The sequence below is a fragment of the Patescibacteria group bacterium genome, from assembly GCA_018830295.1.
Lineage (GTDB): Bacteria > Patescibacteriota > Minisyncoccia > Portnoybacterales > UBA2143 > JAHJSM01.
This window is the reverse complement of the sequence record JAHJSM010000001.1, coordinates 112,470-132,097: the sequence shown is the minus strand read 5'-3', so window position 1 is coordinate 132,097 and position 19,628 is coordinate 112,470. Positions and strand designations below refer to the sequence as shown.

18 protein-coding genes are annotated in these 19,628 nt (G+C 31.3%); 7 read left to right on the top strand and 11 right to left on the bottom strand.

From position 1 onward, the window contains the following. Position 1 precedes the first annotated feature (1 nt). From KKF19_00680 to KKF19_00650, 7 genes are read left to right on the top strand one after another with little or no spacing between them, the layout of a single operon-like run. On the top strand, positions 2–691 hold the full coding sequence (locus KKF19_00680; protein MBU2579476.1) for a class I SAM-dependent methyltransferase: 690 nt from the start codon (positions 2–4) through the stop codon (positions 689–691). Continuing rightward, the gene (locus KKF19_00675) at positions 684–1,541 is read left to right on the top strand and encodes a class I SAM-dependent methyltransferase (protein MBU2579475.1); all 858 of its coding nucleotides are present in this window, start codon (positions 684–686) and stop codon (positions 1,539–1,541) included. The genes KKF19_00680 and KKF19_00675 overlap by 8 nt, the downstream gene beginning before the upstream one ends. Positions 1,542–1,545: 4 nt before the next feature. Beyond that, entirely contained in the window at positions 1,546–3,285 is a 1,740-nt protein-coding gene (locus KKF19_00670) for a hypothetical protein (GenBank protein MBU2579474.1), read from the top strand. Between the two features lie 57 nt (positions 3,286–3,342). Further along, positions 3,343–4,725: a radical SAM protein gene (locus tag KKF19_00665; GenBank protein ID MBU2579473.1), complete on the top strand. Its 1,383-nt coding sequence runs from the start codon at positions 3,343–3,345 to the stop codon at positions 4,723–4,725. Next, a complete protein-coding gene (locus tag KKF19_00660) occupies positions 4,722–5,831 on the top strand; it encodes a glycosyltransferase family 4 protein (protein ID MBU2579472.1) in 1,110 nt (369 codons plus the stop codon). Before KKF19_00665 ends, KKF19_00660 begins: the two co-directional genes overlap by 4 nt. 46 nt (positions 5,832–5,877) lie before the next feature. Continuing rightward, entirely contained in the window at positions 5,878–6,879 is a 1,002-nt protein-coding gene (locus KKF19_00655; protein MBU2579471.1) for a glycosyltransferase, read from the top strand. A 4-nt stretch (positions 6,880–6,883) separates the two neighbouring features. Next, positions 6,884–7,969, top strand: coding sequence for a radical SAM protein (locus KKF19_00650; protein MBU2579470.1), 1,086 nt, complete (start codon positions 6,884–6,886; stop codon positions 7,967–7,969). On the opposite strand, the gene KKF19_00645 is transcribed toward KKF19_00650, so the two are convergent. From KKF19_00645 to KKF19_00595, 11 genes are read right to left on the bottom strand one after another with little or no spacing between them, the layout of a single operon-like run. Further along, positions 7,961–8,929, bottom strand: a complete 969-nt coding sequence (locus KKF19_00645; GenBank protein MBU2579469.1) for a glycosyltransferase — start codon at positions 8,927–8,929, stop codon at positions 7,961–7,963. The two genes, KKF19_00650 and KKF19_00645, sit on opposite strands and share 9 nt — an antisense overlap. After that, positions 8,926–10,008 (bottom strand): radical SAM protein, encoded by a 1,083-nt coding sequence (locus tag KKF19_00640; protein MBU2579468.1) that lies wholly within the window; start codon positions 10,006–10,008, stop codon positions 8,926–8,928. The genes KKF19_00645 and KKF19_00640 overlap by 4 nt, the downstream gene beginning before the upstream one ends. A gap of 6 nt (positions 10,009–10,014) precedes the next feature. Continuing rightward, positions 10,015–11,430, bottom strand: a complete 1,416-nt coding sequence (locus KKF19_00635; GenBank protein MBU2579467.1) for a B12-binding domain-containing radical SAM protein — start codon at positions 11,428–11,430, stop codon at positions 10,015–10,017. A 6-nt stretch (positions 11,431–11,436) separates the two neighbouring features. After that, positions 11,437–12,873 (bottom strand): B12-binding domain-containing radical SAM protein, encoded by a 1,437-nt coding sequence (locus KKF19_00630; GenBank protein MBU2579466.1) that lies wholly within the window; start codon positions 12,871–12,873, stop codon positions 11,437–11,439. Positions 12,874–12,875: 2 nt separating this feature from the next. Then, positions 12,876–13,562, bottom strand: a complete 687-nt coding sequence (locus KKF19_00625) for a class I SAM-dependent methyltransferase (GenBank protein ID MBU2579465.1) — start codon at positions 13,560–13,562, stop codon at positions 12,876–12,878. Then, positions 13,555–14,142, bottom strand: a complete 588-nt coding sequence (locus KKF19_00620) for an SIS domain-containing protein (protein ID MBU2579464.1) — start codon at positions 14,140–14,142, stop codon at positions 13,555–13,557. The genes KKF19_00625 and KKF19_00620 overlap by 8 nt, the downstream gene beginning before the upstream one ends. A gap of 21 nt (positions 14,143–14,163) precedes the next feature. Next, a complete protein-coding gene (locus KKF19_00615; protein ID MBU2579463.1) occupies positions 14,164–15,585 on the bottom strand; it encodes a B12-binding domain-containing radical SAM protein in 1,422 nt (473 codons plus the stop codon). 21 nt (positions 15,586–15,606) lie between these two features. Next, positions 15,607–16,581: a GHMP kinase gene (locus KKF19_00610; GenBank protein ID MBU2579462.1), complete on the bottom strand. Its 975-nt coding sequence runs from the start codon at positions 16,579–16,581 to the stop codon at positions 15,607–15,609. Further along, on the bottom strand, positions 16,578–17,864 hold the full coding sequence (gene gmhB, locus KKF19_00605) for a D-glycero-beta-D-manno-heptose 1,7-bisphosphate 7-phosphatase (GenBank protein ID MBU2579461.1): 1,287 nt from the start codon (positions 17,862–17,864) through the stop codon (positions 16,578–16,580). The genes KKF19_00610 and gmhB overlap by 4 nt, the downstream gene beginning before the upstream one ends. Continuing rightward, positions 17,864–19,297, bottom strand: a complete 1,434-nt coding sequence (locus tag KKF19_00600; protein ID MBU2579460.1) for a B12-binding domain-containing radical SAM protein — start codon at positions 19,295–19,297, stop codon at positions 17,864–17,866. Before KKF19_00600 ends, gmhB begins: the two co-directional genes overlap by 1 nt. After that, positions 19,294–19,626, bottom strand: coding sequence for a DUF2304 domain-containing protein (locus KKF19_00595; protein ID MBU2579459.1), 333 nt, complete (start codon positions 19,624–19,626; stop codon positions 19,294–19,296). The genes KKF19_00600 and KKF19_00595 overlap by 4 nt, the downstream gene beginning before the upstream one ends. Positions 19,627–19,628: the final 2 nt, after the last annotated feature.

Genomic DNA, 19,628 nt, shown 5'->3' with positions numbered 1-19,628 from the left:
TATGAGCAATAAAAGATATGACAATTTCGTAAAATGGAATAATGAAATGATTAAAAAATTTGACTTAGAGCATTATCATGATAATTTTAATTTTGTGATTAGATTTATTGAACACAAAAGAGTTGAATGCATTTTAAGTTTTTTAAAAATTAATAAAAAGGACATTGTTATTGAAATCGGATGTGGAGTAGGTGATATTCTAAACAAGATAAATAGTAATAAATTAATTGGAGTAGATATTTCACAATATATTTTAAATATTGCTAAAAAAAGATATAAAAACATTAGGTTTATAAATGGTAATGCAGAAAATTTGCCAATAAAAATTAGTCGAAATAAATATGATAAGATAATTTGCAGTGAGGTTTTAGAGCATGTAGAAAATCCTGTTAAGGTTTTAAAAGAGATTAAAAAAATATCTAAAAACAATAGTATTATTGTTATTTCAGCGCCTAACGAGAAACTAATTAATCGAATCAAGGTAGTCCTACAAAGAATGAAAATATTTAATTTTCTTTTTCCAAACATATCTAAAAAAATGGATGATGAATGGCATTTACATTCTTTTGATTTGAAAAAAATAAAAAATTTAATTTTTGATGATTATACGATAGAGAAAGTAAGGGGTATTCCGTATAATTTTATACCAATAAGATATGTATTTAAATTAAAGTTGAAAATAAATGATTAAAGAAAGAATACTTAAAAATTTAGTTTGTTTAGATTGTCATAACAAACTTAATTTAGATAGTCAAAATTTAGTTTGTTCTGGTTGTAACAAAGTTTATAAAATAATAGGTGATAAGCTCTATTTTTTAGATAATAAAACAGAAATTTTAAATCGAGAAAGTAGCGATATTATAGTTAATAAATTAAAGATTTTATTTAAAAAATATCCAAGATTATTTTTTATTTTTTATTATGCTTTTGGAGCTTCTTTTGTTGGTAAAAGTGCTAAAAAAGTAATTAAAAATATTGAATCTGATAAATTAATAATTAACTTAGGTTCTGGAATAAAGAAAATAAATAACAATGTAGTAAATATAGATTTTTATCCTTTTAATAATGTTGACATAGTCTCTGATATCTCTCGTTTGCCTTTTGACAATAATTCAGTTGATGTAGTGATAAATGAATTTGTTTTAGAACATGTAAAAAATCCTAAAAAAATTGTTAAAGAAATTTATAGAGTTTTAAAACCAAACGGATTGATTTATTTAGCGGCGCCTTTTGTGGCTAGTTTTCATTCTTCTCCAAATGATTATTATCGTTGGTCAAAACAAGGACTAAGAGAACTTTTAAAGGATTTTAAAGAAAAGGAGATTGGTATTAGATGCGGTCCTACTTCAGCAATGCTTTATATCGTTAATGAATGGTTAGCTACGCTTTTAAGTTTTGGTTTTCAAAAACTTCATCAGTTTTTATTTATGTTTTTTATGATTATTACTAGTCCAATAAAAATTTTTGATTATCTAATTTATAAATTTAAAAGCTCGGAAAACATAGCATATGGCTTTTATTTTATAGGTAAGAAGAAATAATAAAATGAAAATATTTTTTAAAACTATATCTATTCATAAATTAGCTATTATTACCTCTATTTTAATTGGGGTAATCACTACCTTTCCTCAAATTTATTTTCAACTTACAGAGAAAGATTCTTATGAAGGAATTGCTCTGGGTGGAGCTAGCGATGAATATGTTTTTTTAATGCGTATCCAAGAAGTTAGGGATGGTCATTATATGCTTGCTAATAGTGGCTGGGCAGAAGGCAAGGATTTGCCTTATTTATTTCCTTTCCTTCCCGAAAATATTTCAAGTTTTACTGGTCAAATTTTTGGACTTAATTTAATTAATACAATTACCTTGAATAGATTTCTTTTTCCTGCTTTTGTATTTTTGCTTATTTATGCCTTGCTTTATCAATTAACTAAAAGAAAATCAATTTCTTTGATTGCTTCAATAACTGTTTTGTTATCAATTAATTTAATAAATCCTATAAGAGTTTGGAATTTATTTATTCATCAGCAAACCTATGCAGATTTTATGCTTTCTAGTAGATTAATATCTCCCATTCATTCGATTTTCTTTTTTGCTTTTTTATTGCTTTTTTGGTTTTTTTTACAAAAAAGACAATGGATTTATGGTATTTCTAGTGGTGTTCTTTTGGGTCTTTCTTTTTACGAATATCCTTATACTTGGACATTTATTTTTGCATTCCTTGGCTGTTTGATACTTATTTTTCTTTGGAAGAAAGAATGGACTAAAATTAAAGATATTATTTTGATCGCTTTTATTGCTTTATTAATAGCTATTCCTTATTTTTGGAATTTATGGCAAGCGATGCAGCATCCATTGTATTCAGAGGTAGCTTCTCGTTTTGGTTTAATGAAAACACATTCTCCTCAGGTGGGAGCATTGGTCCTAATTCTTTTAGCTGTTTTTTTATTGTTTTTTTCACGAGAGTGGAAAGATAGATATTATTTTTGCCTAAGTCTTATTTTAACGCCTTTTGTTGTTCTTAATCAACAGATTATTACTGGAATGATTATGATTCCAGATCATTATCATTGGTATTTTCATAGTCCCTTAGCGATTATTTTTATTATAATAATTGTTTTTGAATTGCTTGAAAAGAAAATTAATAATTCTTTTTTAAAAAAAATAAGCTGGTTAAGTTTGATTATATTGATTTTATTTATTAATTTTTATAATGCTTGGGTGCTTCAAGTTTCTCTTTATGATCGTCAAAAACCTATAGCCATTGAGAATCAGCGCTATGGACCAATTTTTGAATGGTTGCGTAATAATACTCAAAAAGATCAAGTAATTGTGGGAGATGAAATTAATTCTTATTCAATTGCTACTTATACTCCACTTAATGTAGTTAATTGTGAGGATGGGCGTCATTCGTTAGCAGCTGATGAAAAACAATTATTAGAAAGAATATTTCTAATACTTCGCTTTAATGGGTTAAAAGGAAATGACGAGATTTTATATAAATATTTTTTTGAAAATAAAGCAGATCTTTCTTTAAAGGTTTATGGTGAATATTATCGAAAGCGAATGGGTGGTTATGAATTAATTCCAGATGAAAAACTTTATTTTTTTGTTGATAAATATAGAGAATTTTTGGCTATTCCTTTGGAGAATATCTTGAGAAAATATCAGACAGATTATTTACTTTGGGATACTTTAAAATATCCTCAATGGAAGATTGAGCAATATTCATTTTTTGAGCAAATTTATGAAATTAATGAATTTAAAGTTTTTAAATTAAAATGATAAAATTAATAATTTTTTTATTCTCTAATTCTTTTAACGTATTTATTTAACCCTATTATGAAAGTCTTATTTATTGTTCCTAAAATTGGCTCACAAGCGAAGTGGTTGGTTGGAGTATCTTTTCTTTCGGCTGTTTTAAAAAAAGATGGGTATCAGATTGAGTTGTTGGAAATAGAAGACAAAAAAGAAATTGATCAGATCAATTCTTTTGTTGAATCGTATCAGCCGCAAATTATTTGTTTATCAGTAAATTCTCATCAATATATTCACGCAGTTGAGATAGCTAAAAGAATCAAATCAGAGTTTGATATTGCAATATTTTTAGGAGGAGTTCATGCTACTATTAGACCAGAAGAAGTAATTAAGGAAGAAAGCTTTGACGGTATCTGTATTGGTGAGGCGGAAGATTCTCTTTTAGAATTAGTTAGACGAATTGAGCAAAAACAGGACTATACTGACATTAACAATTTTTGGTTTAAACGACAGGGCAAGGTTATTAAGAATAGAATTGGTCCTTTGTTGATTGATTTAGATCAATTACCCTTTCCTGATTATTCTATTTTTAAATATTTTAAAAATGCCGGTCAAAAAGAGATTACTCCCCGTTTTATATTTTCCCGTGGATGCCCTTTTAACTGTACTTATTGTTGTAATCATGTTTTTAAGAAAATTTATTTTGGACATGGTCGGTATTTAAGATTTATGAGCGTTGATTGGGCTATTGAACAAATTAGGGATTTGAAGAAGCAATATAATTTTAAACATTTTAAAATTGATGATGATACTTTTTCTTTGAATAAGAATTGGGTTTTAGAATTCTGTCATAAATATTCAAAAGAGTTTAATATGAGTTTTGAATGTAATGTTAGAATTGGCGCGGTTGACAAAGAAACTTTAGTGGCTTTAAAAAAAGCAGGTTGTAATCTAATCAAAGTTGGTTTAGAAACGGGCAATGAAAAATTAAGAAAGAAGATTTTAGGAAGGAATATTTCTAATAATCAAGTCATTGAATTGTTTAATTTGGCCAAAGAGATTGGTATTTTAACTTTTTCTTTTAATATGATTGGCATTCCCGGAGAAACTAAAAAAACTATTCAAGAAACAATTAATTTAAATGCTAAAATTAAGCCTGATTTTATGCAAGTAACTGCTTTTTATCCTTACCCTGAAACACTATTGGGTCAAAAATGTATTGAACAAGGGTTAATCACTAAAGATCATATTGATTCTTATATGGATGAGTCGGTTTTAGAACTGCCTGGTTTGAGTTCTAATCAAATAAAAAAGGCGGTCAGGAATTTTGAATATAATGTTTATAGGCAGTATAATGTTAAAAGGGCTATTCAAGAAAAAATGAGAAGTATTAAAAAATTTATTATTTCAACGCCCTTGCTTTACAAAATAGGGAAGCCGGTTTATCGTTTAGCTAAACAATTATGAAAATTTGTTTTTTGGTTAATCAATTATCTTCTAGGGATGGATGGGGGAGTTACGCAGTTAATTTAATTGAACATTTGTCAAAACAAGGTGTTGATTGTTTGGTTTTGTCGTCAACGCGAAGCCAGCAAAATGACTTATCTTCAATTAAGGATTATAAAATTCTACCTCCATTATTTGTTAGTCGTTGGATAAAAATATATTTTTTAATAAAGAATTTTTATCAAATTAGGAAATTTATCCAATCGGCGGACATGGTTCATATTTTAGCTGAACCGTATAGTCTAATCTCTTATTGGACATGTCGGAAGCGTCCAACGTTAATCACTTTACATGGAACTTATGCCGTAGATGCCTTAAATAAGTGGTATTTAAGGGGATTGTACAAGAGGGTTTATAAAAATGCTAAAAAAATAATTTGTGTTAGCAGATTTACTCAACAAGTATTCTTAAAAAAAGTTCAAGTTGATAATACTATAGTTATTAATAATGGTATTGATTATAAAAAGTTCCGAATGTATCAAGACGAAAGAAAAACAAAAAATAATAATAAAAAAATTATTAGCGTTGGGGCATTAGTTTTTCGCAAGGGATACTATATTGCCATTTCAGCCGTTGGAAAAGTTGTAAAAAAATACTCAAATTTAAAATATTACATTGTCGGAAACCAAAAGAACAAAAAATATTTTTCTCAACTTAAAGATTTGGTTAAAAAATATAATTTAGAGGATAATATAGTTTTTTTGCAAAACATTTCAGAACGAAAATTATTAAAACTTTATCATCAAGCAGATTTGTTTCTACTTACACCCGTGAATATTGATAATAATTTTGAAGGATTTGGTTTAGTTTATTTGGAAGCCAATGCTTGCGGGAAACCAGTTATTGGTACTTATGGTTGTGGCGCCGAAGATGCAATTATAGATGGGTTTAATGGATTATTGGTTCCTCAAAATGATATAGAAAAAACTAGCCAAGCTATTTTAAATATTTTAGATAATCCAAGTTTAGCTGAAAAATTAAGTCAAAATGGATTGAAGCAGGCCCAAAAAATGGATTGGCCTAATATGGTTGAACAATATATTCAGGTTTATGATTTCAAGATTTAAAGATTTTTAAAAAATCGATAAATGAATAATTTTTTTGAGTAATTTTATGACAGACAAAGAAAGGCCATCAATCTTTTTATCTATTATTGTTCCTGTCTTTAACGGCGAGAAGACTTTAGATAAATGCTTGGAGGCAATAACTAAAATAAAAGATTTTGAAAAATGCGAACTAATTGTAGCCAATGACGCTTCAGTTGATACTTCCGTTCTAATCGCCAAAAAACATGGAGTTAAAGTTGTTTCTAACCCAGTGAACAAGGGAGTTGCCGCTACTCGCAATTTAGGCGCTAAAAATGCAAAAGGCGAGATATTGCTTTTTGTTGATAGCGATATTGTTTTGTCTTCCAGGGATATTATTAAACATATCAAAGATGATTTTAAATCATTTGATGTATGCGGAGTTTCCGGTGTTTATGACGAAAGAATAGTTTTCAGCGATTTTTTCAGCACCTACAAGCATTTGTACATGTGTTTAGGGAAAAAAATTGCTTCAAAATTTAATTTTGCCGCCGATTCGGCCATATTAGCTATACCCAGAGAAATGTTTTTTAAAGCGAACGGATTTAATGAGAATTATCTTGGGGCGACGGCGGAAGACATAGAATTTACTTTAAGATTGTCTTTAAATGAAAATAAAAAGATTTTACAAGATAACAGAATAAAAGGGGAGCATCATAAAAAACACAATCTAAAATCTCTTTTAAGGACGAATTGTTTAAGAATAGGGAGTATTGTTAGAATTATCCAAGAGAAGGAACTTCGGAAGACATATTTAAATATGTCTAAATCATCTTCAGGCAAATCGCTGTATCCAATAATTTTGGCATCTATCTTTCTTATTTTATCATTTATCTACTGGTTTTTTATTTTCGGTTTTTTATTTTCGGTTTTAATGTTTTTTTGGGTTCAAACAGAGTTTTTTAAATATTTCAAGAGAAGAAAGGGCGTTTTTTTTGCTGTTTTGTCTGTGTTGTTTTCCGCAATTGAAATGTTTTTTGCCGCTGTCTGCGGGCTTTATTTTCAAATATATTTCAAAATAAAAAATTAATTATATGTGTCTATTAAAACAAATTTCTCGTGTTTTTATAAAACGAGGGATGCCGCTTAATTTAATATTTTTTGTTACTTCCAAATGCAACGCCAAATGCAGGCATTGTTTTTATTGGCAAAAAATTAATACAATTAAAGATGAGTTAAGTTTGCTTGAAATAGAAAAAGTCGCGAAAAGCGCGCCCGACCTTCTCACAGTTACTTTAACTGGGGGAGAACCATTTTTAAGGGATAACTTAGTTGAAGTGGCTTCTATTTTTAGTCGGTTTACTAAAGTAGCTAATCTCCAAATACCGACGAATGGAATTTTAACAGACCGTATATTTAGGACAACTAAAAATATTTTGGAAGTTTGTCGCAAAGATATCAGGGTTGCTGTTGGCATTTCCATAGATAATTTAGGAGAAAAACATAATCAAATCAGGCAGGTTGACGGTTGTTTTGAAAAAGCGGTAAAAACAATAAAAAAACTTAAAGAGTTAGAAAAAGAATTTAGTAACTTTCGCCTTGGCAATATAGTTACTATTACCAAAGATAATCAAGAAGAAGTAGGGGAAATAGTTGATTTTTTGGAGAAAGATTTAGGCGTTGAGAATGTTGGGGTAAACATAATTCGTTCAGAGGTTAGGGATATGTCCTTAAAAGAGTTGGATATAAAACATTATGACAACATTATGTTTAAATTAAGGAATGATTTTTTAGAAAAGACTTACAAAAAAAATCCCTCATGGATAGAGAGAATTCTTTCATCAAGGCAATATTATGGTTCGCGGATTTTAAGTAGAATATATTCGGAAAAAAAATATATTACTCCCTGTTATGCTGGTAATTTATTAGCGATTTTAAAAGAAAACGGAGATGTTTATCCGTGTGAAATGTTGAGTAACAAAATGGGCAATCTTAAAGATTTTGATTTTAATTTAAAAAAACTATGGTTTTCTAAAAAATCAGAGACGGTTAGGAAAAAAATAAGAAAAAGCAAATGTTTTTGCACCTTTGAATGCGCTATGACCTCAAATACTTTATTTAATCCCCGCCACCTTTTTCATATTTTAATAGGTTTTTTTAGAAGAAAGCCGTTATCTTAAGGATTTGTCTAAAAGTAAAAGAAAAGACCCCTCAATTACGCCAATTGTCCAAGCAAATGTTCGATAAAGAAAGAAAAATGGTAAAATTAAGTAATACAGAGGAGAGGGGTTTATTTTGACAATATTTTTTATATAAATTGAAAGAAGAATCGAGAAAGAAACTATAGCAAAATAAATAAATATTTGATTAAACAAAGATAAAAACAAAAAAACAATCCCCGCCATTAAAAGCGGAATTTGGATAGTCATACCTAATCCGGTAATTGGATCCGAAATAGCTCTCTGTTTATGTTTAAGAATTAATCTCGGGCCCCATTTGGCCTGATTTTTTTGTTGATTAAAATAACTTTTTAAGTCGCTTCGGTGATAATGCCAAACTTTGGATTTTGGAACATAAAGTATTTTACCGTGTTTGCTTAATCTAAATCCAAAATCTGTTTCTATCGCTACTTTTTGTTTTTCATCAAATTTAACATTTCTCGCTATATCAGTTCTAAAACATAAATTCATAGTTGGCGCGCGGCATAAATAACGAGGAAGGTTATCAAATCTATTATCCATATCCATCCCGATTAATTTTTGGAGAAATGAAGTCTTTTTTGGAGTACCGCAATAACCGGCAGTAGCGACAATATTTTTTTCTTCAGAAAATCCTTTCAATAACTCGGTAAGCCAATCCGGTTCAACTACGCAATCAGCGTCCGTTAAGGCGGTATATTCTGTATTAATATTATCTAACGCCCAATTCATTCTTTCAGAATGGCTTATAGGAAGTTGGATTAAATCTATCTTATTTTTATATTCCTTTTCTAAAATTTGATAAGTTCCATCAGTTGAACCGCCATCAAGAAATAAAAGTCTTGCGGGAGGAGAATCGAGATTCAGTAAAGATTCCACGCAATTTACAATTGTTTCTTTTTTATTAAAAACAGCCACTAAAATAGTTGTTTTTTTATTCATTTTTGTTTTTTTATCCAGTGAGTATAGTCGATATAGCCGTACTGGCTTTGGCCCAAAGATGGATAATAATCATCCATAAAGGCTTTTTCTTCGGCGACTAAACATCGGGGGTGAAAATGACTAAACCATTTAATTTTTGAAACACGATTATGAATTTTTCTTAAAGAGTCTTTTTTGAGGCTGCCAAAAAATGTGTGGTTAAAAGGACAAGCTAAGACATCTCCCCAAGGGTTAATATAAAAAATCTCCTTAGCGGCTGGACAACCATAATGACCGTTATAATTAAAATTTAAATGCCTATTAAGACACGGAGAAAGGGGGACTATATTTTTATTATAATATTCTATATCTTTTTCAGATAACATTGCGCTTCGATATTTCTTCCAATTACCCAAAGCGCAGCCAAAAATAATGTTTAAGAGTATTTTTTGTTGATCGCAAAATTCTATTAGCTTTTTAAATCCTTCAGAATAAAGGTTTCTTTTTGATAAAGTTAAATTAATTCCAACCTTTATTTTATTCTTTAAGGTGAGATTGATGACCTTCATAATAGCATCGTAGGCTCCAGGTTGATGGACTGCCTTATCATGTTCATAAGGCAAGCCACTTTCTAAACTAAATAATATCTTATCAATTTTCAAATCTACCAATTTTTGGATTTCTTTTTCATTAAGAAAGGTTCCATTAGTAGTAATAGTTATGTAATTTTTTTTTGGTTCAAAGGCCTGAATAATTTCTCTAAAATCTTTACGAAGCCAAATTTCTCCCCCTTGAAAGGCGTAAGAGATAGCCCCCATTTTTTTTGCTTCTTTGGAGATTCTTTTATAGTCAGTCAACTTTAAAAATTCTTCCTTGCCTCTTTTTTTCATCATTTCCCTAGTAAGACAGTAAGGGCAATTGTAATTACAGGCATAAGTGATAGCCAAACATAAAGAGCGCAAAGTAAATGTTTTTTTTAAATTTAATCGGTGAAGAAGAGTATTTTTTATCGCTTTTGCTAAAAAGAATGGTTTTCTCCATAAGAAACCATATTTAAAAGTAAGTCCGATTCGATAAATTAAGTAATAAATTTTATTCATTGGTTTTTAAAAAGAATTTTTAATTATGCTTGGCAATCCTTTAACACCTAAGACGAATTGTTTCCGTGTTAATTTTGATATAGTTTGAAATATATATTTAAATGAAAAATATATTTCGCGATACGCTTTTTTATACATTTTTTCAACCAACTCGGGTGATGGAAAATCAGGATGGGAAAAAATCATTTTTCCGCTGCTTTGATGAAGGTCGTCATAGTCTTCAATTAGGAATTCTCCATTTTCTTCAATTGTTTTCCAAAGCGGCGTTCCTGGATATGGAGTAAGGATGCTAAAAAATGGGACATCTACGCTAAGTTCTTTAGCAAAATCAATTGTTTCTTGCATACTTTTTTCGTTATCTCCGCGGAGACCTAAAATAAAAAAACCAATAGTTAAAATATTTTCTTTTTTAGTGTATTGAACTGCTTTTCTCACATCTTCCAATAAGAGCGCTTTTGGTATTTTGTTTAAGACCTCTTGATTCCCAGATTCAATACCGTAGGCTATCTCGACGCAACCGGCTTTTTTCATTTTCTTAATGAATAATTCATTAACATTATTCGCTCTAATTCCATTTGGAAATCGTAGTTTTATATCTAATCCGCTTTTAATAATCAAATCAAGAATTTTTTCGGCTCTATTAATGTCGGCATTAAAACAGTCATCATAAACATCAATTTCTTTTACTTGATATTGTTTTACTAAAAATTCTATCTCATTGAAAATATCTTCTGGACTTCTGGGCATAAATCTATCAAAAACTTGCTTGCTACAATAATAACATTGGTAAGGACATCCGATACTTGTAAATATAGGCGACCAAGGGAAGTACATTGTTCCAGCCAACTGGTAGGGTAAATTTACTCCGTTATTAATTAATAAATGTCTGGCAGGCAAGGGCAAGGGGTCTGATTTAAGGTTATTTGCGGCATGCGGAGGATTATGGTTTATTTTTTTATCTTTTTGATAATATATACCAGGAATATCCTCTATTTTTTTGCCTAAAGCCAAGTCCAACATCGGCTGCTCCCCTCTTCCTTTAACGGCAATATCAAAGCCATCTTTTATGATTTGTTCTGGAACACTGCTTGGATAAGCTCCTCCGCAAACAGATAAAATATTTTTTGGAATTTTCCTCGCGATTTCTACGCCGTATTTATATCCAGTCATTAAAATACTTACGCCAACGATATCGGCTTGAATTTCTTTTACTTTCCGGACAACATCTTGAACACTTAAATTCAACGCATTAGCGTCAAGTATTTCAACACATATTCCATTTTTTTCCAAAGTAGCCGCGATATACGCCAGTCCCAATGGCGGACTAATACTGTATCTCGTATATTTTTTTTGCTGGGAATAATTAGGTTGGACTAAAAGAACTTTTGCGTTTTTTTTATTTCCATTCAAGCGCGTTTTCATATATTTTTAAGAATTATTCGCTTTTTTTCTAAATATGCCTTTGTCAAAAATTAAAAATGTTCCAACTTTAATAATATATCCCCTTAATGGCGTTTTTAACAACGGAGAAATGATAATAAAAAAAGGAAGCAATAGCGGATATTTTTCTTCAATATATTTTTTAATGGCAAAATTCATAAATTGGCGGTGGCCAGTGATAACTTCCTTTTCCGAGATTGTTGGCAATTTTAAAATTGAAGCGCTTTTTTCATTCAAATAACTTGAGGAAAAATGCATAAAATCTTTTTTAATAAATTTTTTTTCTTTGCAAAGATTATAGAGATCTGTTCCTGGGTATGGAGAAAAAATAGAACAAGCCAACCAATCGGGATCTAATTTCTTATTGAAGTTTATCGTTTCTCTAATCATCTCTGGTGTTTCTTCGGGAATGCCAACCATATTTAAAGAACAAATTTTAATACCAGCATCTTTTAATAATGCCCTGGCTTTTAATATTTCTTCGTTGCTTGTTTTTTTGTTGAGAATTGTTTTTCTAAGCCATTCATTTCCGCTTTCTACCCCCACGGTGACACTCACACAATTGGCCCTTTTTAATAATTTTACCGCCTCTTCGTCAATATGTTCGATTCTCGCGCTAATATGAAATGGGATTTGGCAGCTTGCGGAATATTTATCCGCAAACTCTCTTATCCATTCTTTGTTAAGTAAGAACATATCGTCTTGAAAATGAATTTCATTAACGCGATATTTTTTTAAAATATTGTTTAACTCAGTTAGAACATTATCCACGCTTCTTAAGCGGATAAATTGTCCGTTATTTTGGTAAATTTTACGAAGAGCCGAATTACAGCAGTAAGGACAATTATAAGGACAACCGCGTCCGATGGCTATGTCTAAGCGGAAGCCATTATTTTTAAGGATTTCCTCTTGATTAATAAACTCTCTGTCGGGGAAGGGGAGCGAGTCAAGGTTTTCTACTAATCGGCGTAAATTATTTTTGATAATTTTTCCGTTCTTTTTGACCCAAAGATTAGGAATTTTTGTGTAATCTTCTTTTTTCTCCAAGGCGTTGACTAATTCAAGGACAGCGAATTCGCCTTCGCCTCGACAAACAATATCTACATACGGGTTTGATATCGCGCTTTCAGGAGAAAGAGTTGGATGAAAACCGCCGAAAATTGTAAGGACATCTCTGGTTTGTTTCGCAACTTTCGCATATTCAATAGCGTATTTAAATTGATGAGTGGTAACCGAAAAACCAACCAAGTCAGGGTTAAATCTATTGATTATTGAAATAAATTCTTTTTTAGAGAAAGTATTTGGATTAAAAAAAAGAGTTTGATGTCCCGCCTTTTTTAAGATTGAAGAAATTAAACAAATACCCATATTAACTTCGTAACGGGCATTGCTTTCAATATTTGGCCAAACAATCAATATTTTCATAATTATTTTTGCGCCTTAATTAGAAAATAGATTCTTCCGATAGATGGTAAGCGACTCAATAGATTTTTCATTTTATGAATCCTCATTGCGAATCCTGTCAAAACGCTACCGCATTTAGAAATATCAACATTTTGATAATTTTCGTTAACGACTAACTTTTGCCAATCTTTTTTACAAAACCATGCTTCATAAGGACGATTTTCTATTGGACTTAATAAATGGAAAATAATTCTATACAATAGAGACCCACTAGGGACTTTCGCGATCATCCATCCGTTTGGTTTTAATACTCTTTTCATCTCTTTTAACGCTTTTGGAATATCAAGATGTTCAATAACCCCATCAGAGAAAATTAAATCAAACGAATTATCAGGATAGGGGATATTATATATATTTATCAATTGGGTTGGGACATCTATATTATGAAGTTTCAATCCTCTTTTTTTAGTTAATTTTAACGCGTCTTCGGAAAAATCCGAGGCGATGCATTTTCTGTTATTGGCTAATAATTCAATGGCGTAAGTTCCACTGCCACAGCCGAGTTCAATACAATTTGAATTTTCATCGCTTAAATTTAGAAGCAATTTAACAACTTCTGGATATGCCGTATTTGCTTCTTTTAATCTTTTAATCACATCTTTAGAACCCCAATGTCCTCCCCATCCTTCTTTTGTGTTTTCTTTACTCATAATTTTTTTTATTTATTAAATTAAAAAAATGTCGGGTAATAATGTGCGCCAACATTAAATGAATATCTTCCGCGATATCATATTTATCTACTTTTGCTGTGATACAAATATCAGCCATTTTAGCCAATTTTCCTCCATTAAATCCAGCCAAACCAAGAGTAATCGTTTTTTTCTTTTTCGCTGTTTTTATGGCGTCTATAATATTAGGGGAATTGCCACTAGCGCTAATTCCTATGACCGCGTCGCCTTCGCGCGACAAGTTGTTTAATTGTTCCGAAAAAATTTTTTCATAACTAAGATCATTGCTCCACGCGGTAATGGTTGCCATGTTGTCCGTTAAAGATGTTACTTTTAATCTTTTAATCTTTTTATGATTTTTCGGAGATAAAACGCCCTTGCTTAAATCGCAAGCGAAATGCGAGGCGGTTGAAGCGCTTCCTCCGTTGCCCATAATAAAAATATGTCCTCCCTTTAGATAGACATTATAAAGCGTTGAAGCAAATTTTTCTATATCTTTAAGAGGTATTTTATCCAGCGTTTGCTTAATTTCACTGAAGTAATTTTCGGTTAATTTTTTCATTGTTCATTGTGTATTGTTGTATTAATTGCTTTTTTTAGCCCGAAGCTTAAGTAACTGTAATGCGCCAATGATATAACTTTTTAGCATTGCAAAATTTTTAATTCGTAATAGACTTTTAAAAACTATCTTTGGTCGCATATAAAACCCTAAACTTGCTCTCCGATAAGCCTTTATTAAGTAATCTGATGGCAAAGAATCTTGATAAAAATAAATTTGGTTACCCAAAGGTGCATCAGGGTTGTCCCATACTTTTGGCTCTACTCTATAGTTGTCTTTTATTTCTTTATACATTTTGGTGCCAAAATGTGGGATAACTAGATTAAAACCAGCATAATCAAGATCTAATTCTCGGGAAAAACGTATTGTCTGTTCAGTGGTTTCTATGGTATCTCCAGGATAATTTAACATAAAAAGACCGTTTACATATAAGCCTGCCTGTTTAGCTAATTTTACAGCAACTCTTCCTTGTTGAGTGGTTGTTCTTTTATTCATCCTTTTTAAAATTTCGTCACTTCCAGACTCAAGACCAAAAGAGATACTACAACATCCACTTTTTTTCATCAATTTCAGCAATTCAAGATCAACTGCATCTACCCTAGAAGCACATCTCCATATTACATTTAGCTTTCTCTTTAAAATTTCATTACAAATTTCTACTGCCCGCTTTCTATTTATCGTAAATGTATCATCAAAAAACTTTATCTCTTTAACTCCATATTCTTTTACCAAAAGCTGCATCTCGTCAACTACTTTTTGAGCACTACGGAAGCGAACCTTGCCTTGCCATATAAGTGTATCAGCGCAAAAATTACAGTCAAAAGGACATCCTCGAGAAGTAATTATTGCAATTATTGGTTTTTCAAAAAACAATCCGGGATTAGTTCCATATTTTAAAAGATCTACCATATGGTAAGCTGGATAAGGAAGAGCATCTAAATCTTTAATTAGCTCTCGTTTGCCGGTTTGCACTATTTTTGAATCTTTTCGAAAAGCTATTCCACAAACTTTTTCCAATGGCTTTTTTTCTTCTAAATTTTGCAAAAGTTCTATTACGGTTTGTTCGCCCTCTCCAAAGACTGCAATATCAATATCTTGGAATTGTTCTAATACTTTAGGTCCAACCACCGTAGGATGAGCCCCTCCAATAATCGTAATAATACAGGGGTTTTTTTGTTTAGCTAATGCTGCCAATCTCATAGTGCTTGTGATAGAAGGAGTAACCGTACTAAAGCCTATAACATCAAAATTATTCTTATCAAGTAAATTAGAGAATTCTTCTTCTAAATTTTGGGATAAGCGACCATCAAAAACTTTAACTTTTTTACCATTTTTTTCCATTAAAGCAGCTATATAGCAGAGAGACACAGGAAACTCAAAATCACTATTAGTTGAGTAATAACCTTTAGATATAGCAATTGGTGGCATCACTAAAAATAATTTCATTTTTTTAAGTAAATTATCTAATTATAATATATCGTGTATTATTTTGCTCCCGTTTAGTTCAAAACTAAACGGTGTTTCCTCTAAGTCGCTTAACGCTTTTCGGAGGCGATTTTGCTTATTTTTTTCGCAATAGAAAAGCAAAAACCCGCCTCCTCCCGCGCCGCATAACTTCCCGCCAACAGCTCCGTTGTCTATGGCTTTTTGATAGTAATAATCTATTTTTGAGTCGGTTATGCCGTCAACTAATTGTCTTTTTTCTATCCAATTTTGACGCAATAATTCTCCAAATTTATCTAATTGACAATTATCCATACACTCTTTCATTGTTTTTGCCAAATTTCTCATTTTAAGAAGGGACTTTATTTTTTCTTCCGTTTTGTCTTTTTGCTTGCTTAAAATGCTATTCGCCTTTCTTGTCTTGTCAGTATAAAACAAAAGCAGATTAGAGTCCAACTCTTTTTTTTGATTTTTATTTAATACAATTTCTTTCATTTTTACTTGTCCGTTCTTGTGAAATGTAAAAGATCTTAAACCGCCGTAAGCGGCGATATATTGGTCTTGCTTTCCAATAGGATTATTTAATATATCAATTTCTATTTTACAGGCGTCCCTTGCTAATTCTTCAGGCGATTTATATTCGCCTTTATAAGCGTACAAAGCGTTGAGGACGCCCACAATAAAACTGCTTGAAGACCCCAACCCTGTGCCCGTGACGGGCATATCGGACATAGAAACAATTTCCACTCCGCTTACCTTGGTCAATTTCATGGCCTCCCTGATGAGGTTGTTCTTTATTTTATTAACATCATACCCTTCTTCTATCTTTGAATATTTGAGCAAAAATTTGTTTCCGTCAAAATGTCTATGGACGCAAATATAGATATATTTATTAATCGCGGCGTTAACCACCATGCCATAATGATGTTTGTAAAATGCTTCTAAATCAGTTCCTCCCCCCACGAAACTGATTCTTAATGGCGTCTTGGAAATTATCATTTTAATACATATCTAACCGCTGAATAAATATTGTTTGTTCTTTTTGTCTTTATTTGGCATTCTTCAAATTTTCTTTGGTTTTTTTTAACCAATATTGTTTTAATGCCAGCGTTTATTCCCGCTTCTATATCTCTTTGGGAATCTCCAATTATCCAAGATTTTTTTAAATCAATATTGTAATCTTTTCGCGCCCTGAAAATCATTCCTGGTTTCGGCTTTCTGCAATCGCATTTAATTCTTAATTTAGGAACACCAGGAAAGTTTTTTTCTGGATGATGGGGGCAAAAATAAATACCGTCTAATTTCGCTCCTTTTTCTCCTAAAAGAGTTTCCATTTTTTTGTGTATTTGTTCTAAATCCTTAAAAGTAATAAACCCCTTAGCGACCATCGGTTGGTTTGTGACTAAAATAGATAAATACTCGGATGAGTTAATTAACTTAGTGGCTTTTGCCGCGCCTGATAAAAGTTTAAAGTCATTTATGTCTGACAAATTATCAGGGTCATAATTAATGACTCCATCTCTATCTAAAAAAATAGCCCTTCTTTTATTCTTTATATTCAATCTTTTAATTTTTCCGCTTAAATAATCCTTGGTTACTTGTTTTAACCGTTCTGGAGTTCCCATATCTTTAATGTATTCTGGTGTATTATAGCCGAAAAGTTTTTCTTTTTTATATATTTTTGGGAAAATATGCTTACCGAAGTCTAAGATAGTATTTTTTTGAGGTTTAAGATATTTGAATATTTTTTTAGAAAATATATAAACGCAAGCGTTATCGAGATTTCTTAAATATTTTCCTGGCTGATGCGGTTTTGAGTGAAATGCGACGATTTGTTGGTTATTATCTATTTCAACTAAATCGCTGTCATAGGGATGATCGTTTGGATGGATTGTTAAAGTAGCAATTCCATTTTTGCTTTTGTGGAAATCAAGCAATTTTTTCAAATCCATATCCAACATAACATCTCCGTAAAAAACAAGAAAATCATCAGTTAAGTAATTTTCAGCTGATTTAACTCTGTCGGCTGGTCCAATGTTTTCATCTGATTTAAGGCAAGTGATTTTTATGCCCGGGAATTTTTTATTTTCAAAATGATTTTCAATAACTTCCGACAAGTAACCGGTTAAAATAAAAATATCTTTTATACCATATCTTTTGAGCAGGTTAATTTGGTGTTCTAACACAGGTAAAAAACCGATTTTTATCATCGGTTTGGGGATTTTTTTAGTTTTTGCGTTAAGTCGCGTACCCTTGCCTCCCGCGAGAATAACTGCTTGAATCATAGGTATTTAAAAAATGTTTTAGCTGACTTTATCGTCCTTCCAATTTCTTGAGGATGGAGAATCATCTGTTTGATTTTCATTAAAATATAGGCAGGCCTTAAATAATATTCTCTTGTCGCTCGGTTGCAGTAATTAAGAATTTCTTGAGAGCTTAAGTGGGGGAAATTAAGAATGCAATTGTACATCCCTTCTTTAGTTGCCCATTGTCTATAATCTGAACTGATTAAATATTTATTTTCTTTTGCCCATTGATACGCTTCGGTTCCCGGGTAAACTATCAAGGGATAAAATTGCATACTGTCGCAATTTATTTCCTTAGCGAGGGTTAATGTCTCTTCTAATGTTTCTTTTGTCTCTCCTGGATTGCCAGCCATAAAACAACCATGAACTAAAATGTCTGTTTTTCTTGCGTTTTTAGTAAATTCCTTGATTTGTTCTATGGTTATTCCTTTATGAATATTATTAAGAACATTTTGATTCCCGCTTTCAAAACCGATCGTCAGCAAATGGCATCCGGCTTTTTTCATCCATTTCATTGTTGCTAAATCCAAGTCGGCTCGGACATTGCAATACCATTTCATTTTAATTTGTCTTTCAATAAGTAGTTGGCAAATTTTAACTGTTCTCTTGCGATCAGCTGTAAAGGTATCGTCTTCAATGCCTATTTCTTTTACTTCTGGAAGATTTTCAACAATATATTCAAATTCTTTAACTACATTTTCAGGGCTTCTAAAGCGATATTTTCTACTATGAAATGTTTGCGGATAAACACAAAAAAAACAGCGAAAAGGGCATCCTCTGCCGGTAATCATCATAACAAAAGGGTAATCAGAAGCGGCGAAAAAATATTTTTTAATATTAAAGTATTTTTTATAAACTTGACTAACAAAGGGGATTTCGTCAAGATTTTCGATTAAGATTCGTGGCTGATTGATGATTATTTGGCTGTTTTTTCTGAAGATTAAACCGTCAACTTTTTCTAATCCATCTTTGTTTTTTAAACAATAAGCCAAATCTCTAATCGTATAATCGTATTCTCCTTTAGCGACAGCGTCTATTTTGTTGCTAAAACCCAAGGTTTCTTCTGGAACGGCAGACGGGTGCGTGCCGACTAGAACAATAAAGGCGTTGGGCAGGAGTTTTTTCAAGCGCTCCGCTACTTTAATATCGTTAAAAATACTTGGCGTGCTTGTGTCAATTACTATTAATTGCGGCTGAAATTTTATTGTTTTTTCTAAAACATGGCTTAAGTTATAATTTTCGGCAGGAGCGTCAATAATAGTCAGATCAAAACCTTCTTTATCAAGAACGCCGGCCGTGTAGGCCAGCCAAAATGGATAATAAATTGTTCCACCTCTGGTTACGGACGGACTGCGAGATGTCCTAGAAAATCTTTTTTTAAAGGGCGGATTAAGTAATAAAATTTTCATTTGTCTAATTCTCTCAAGGTTTCTTTTCTGACTTTTTCTTCTAATTTTTGTTTAAGCCTATAAATTGAAGTGTAATTATAGAAAGTCATAAAGGTGATAAACATAAGCCCTAAAATTGTTAGCAGATCCATCGCTCTATTTACGCCCATTTTATGAACAATGCCATTGGTTATTTTTGGAAAAACAACAATTAAGATAAATACGCCCCAAACAATCTCCCAAAACAAAAATTGAATCTTGCTAAATTCTTGGCGCTTATAATGCAGAAAACTAAAATAAATCATTAAAAGGCCGAAAATGATTCCTATAATTTGAATTCCTAAAATCATAA